Consider the following 2,275-nt stretch of genomic DNA (forward strand, 5'->3'; position numbering starts at 1 on the left):
GTACATATTCTATCAATAATAAAAATAGCCCAAAAGAAAATCCTTGGGGCTATTATAATTTACAGTTCTATACCTATTAAAACCTTACTAATGATGTTTTTCTTAGAATTATTTCATCTTACTAAGAAATCACATTTAAACCTTTATAACTAGGGAAAAAATCATCCGTCGATAGAATTGGAATATTTTCTACTAATGCCTGTGAAATTATCAATAGATCAAATGGGTCTCCGTGTGGCTTTGTTTTTGAAATGTACACTTTGGGAACATTTGGTATATTGTAATAAAAAACCTTTTTTGAGGACAGAATCTTTATTTTAAATTCCTCTAATTTCTCCTCAGCAATCTTCATATCAATTTTAGAGAAATTTGTTTTTTCTAAGCGTACCTTTATCGCAATCTCATACAATGAAGCTTCTGAAAGATAAAATGTATTTTTAGTATCGTTAAGAATTGTTTTTTGTTTAAAACTCAACTTGTCAAATTCTCTCAGAACTAAAGTAATAAATATGTTTGTGTCAAGCAGATACTTCATTTGCTATTTTTTCTTAACTCGTAAGGTGCTAAAATTTTACCTAAGACTTTCAATTCTTTGGGTGTAGTTGATTCCATGGCCAGTTCCAATAAACTCTTTTTCTTTTTTAAAGGAACTGAGTTTTGCTCTTTTTTAATGGCTAATGTTTTCATGATTTTTTGATTATTTAATAGATAAAATTACTTTAAATTATCGAAATTTACAATATGCTTACCATTGTTTTGGCAAGCTATATAAACAAAATCTAATCACCCAGCTTAATAATTTTGCAACTCCCAGATTCAACTTGTGTATTAAAATCCCAAACATAAGTTTTTGCCATATTTTCAACATGTACTTTATATGTTCCAGCTTGGACTTTCCAAATATTTGTATCTGTAATCCCAGCACAACTGCTCGGGTTGCTAGTATTTCTAGTATTAATATAGAAGTATTGATATATTCCATTTCCAGAAATTGTACAAAAGAATGAAGGAGATAAAACGCTACCAAAATCACCTTCTCTGTATAGACCAAGTCGACCAGAAACATTTGTAATATTTACCTTTTCTGTTATGCTACTAGATTTACTACCATTAAATGCTTTTAAGGTTACTGAATAAGTGCCATTTTTTGAATAAGTATGATACTTTGTATCTGGTGAATTTCCAATTGGAGTATTTGGTGTGTTATCCCCCCAACTTATCTCTGCATTTTGTGACATTGTAGATCTATTACTAACCCCAATAACTCCTTCATCAGGAAGCTTTGTTGCAATATCAAAAGAAGGAATTGGCTCCAAATCAGATTTACAAGCTGAGAGAAATAGAATTGATAAATAGATTAGTGTAAAAAGTAGTTTTTTCATTTGTGTATTACGAGTTTAAGTTTTACTATAAAATTACTATGTGTCAATATTATTATTAAAACCAAGAAGAGTATTTTTATTAAAATAGGGTATTTATACCTGTTATTTACAGTAAACTTTTTGGCAACATCAACAAATAAGGCATTGCATTTTTGTAGTCTAATTCGAGATATTCCAAACCCAATGTTCTAATATTTTGATAATATGAAGCGAGTTGTAGGTAATAATTTTTTTCTGATTGGATATACCATGTTTTTTCACCTAAAAAATGAGCTAAAAACCATTTTTCAAGTAATCGGGCAGTTCGTCCATTGCCATCATTCCAAGGATGGATTTTTACAAAAACTAAGTGTATCATACTTGCAAAATAAAAGGCTTCTTCTATAGATAAGGGTTTAGCTAAAAGTGTTTGGAGGTCTTGGTAAAATTTATCCATTTCAACCTCAAGCATAAAAGGCGAAGCTGCTACATATTCAATTTTACTATCTGGAGTAGTTACATACATATATTGTGTGCGGAGTTTTCCTTGGTACTGTTTCGAAATAATATGTTTACTAAGAAGTTTATGTGCTTTCACAATATTTTGGCGATTTAATGTATTCTTTTTGGCAAAAGAATAAGCATCGTACAAATCATCAATCTTTTGGGTATACTTAGGCAAAAATTCAATCCCGAATCTTTTGTATTTGATATATGAATCCAGTTCAATTTCTTCTCCTTCAATCTTACTAGAATATACTGAAGCAACAGCTGTATAAAAGCAGAAATTATCTGTTGAGAGTTCGGCATCATATAAATCAATAAAAGCAGATTTTGTCTGAGCTTTCCAGCTCAGACAAAATTCTGATAACAAAAAGGAAGGGATTATTTTTAATTGATAGTCCATATTAAGG

General features: G+C 29.9%; 4 protein-coding genes. All 4 read right to left on the minus strand.

The features are described from left to right. Window positions 1-121: 121 nt before the first annotated feature. Window positions 122-535 carry a type II toxin-antitoxin system VapC family toxin gene (locus AC07XN_RS24100; RefSeq protein WP_494744896.1) on the minus strand — a complete coding sequence of 138 codons (414 nt, stop codon included), beginning with the start codon at window positions 533-535 and terminating at the stop codon, window positions 122-124. Then, entirely contained in the window at window positions 532-687 is a 156-nt protein-coding gene (locus tag AC07XN_RS24105) for a hypothetical protein (protein ID WP_494744897.1), read from the minus strand. Before AC07XN_RS24105 ends, AC07XN_RS24100 begins: the two co-directional genes overlap by 4 nt. Before the next feature lie 92 nt (window positions 688-779). Beyond that, window positions 780-1,382: a hypothetical protein gene (locus AC07XN_RS24110; RefSeq protein ID WP_494744898.1), complete on the minus strand. Its 603-nt coding sequence runs from the start codon at window positions 1,380-1,382 to the stop codon at window positions 780-782. Window positions 1,383-1,488: 106 nt separating this feature from the next. Next, window positions 1,489-2,275: Fic family protein (locus AC07XN_RS24115; protein WP_494744899.1), on the minus strand; the 787-nt coding region annotated here is incomplete at its 5' end.

Source organism: Arcicella sp. GW458-12-2-14-TSB2 (assembly GCF_059423785.1).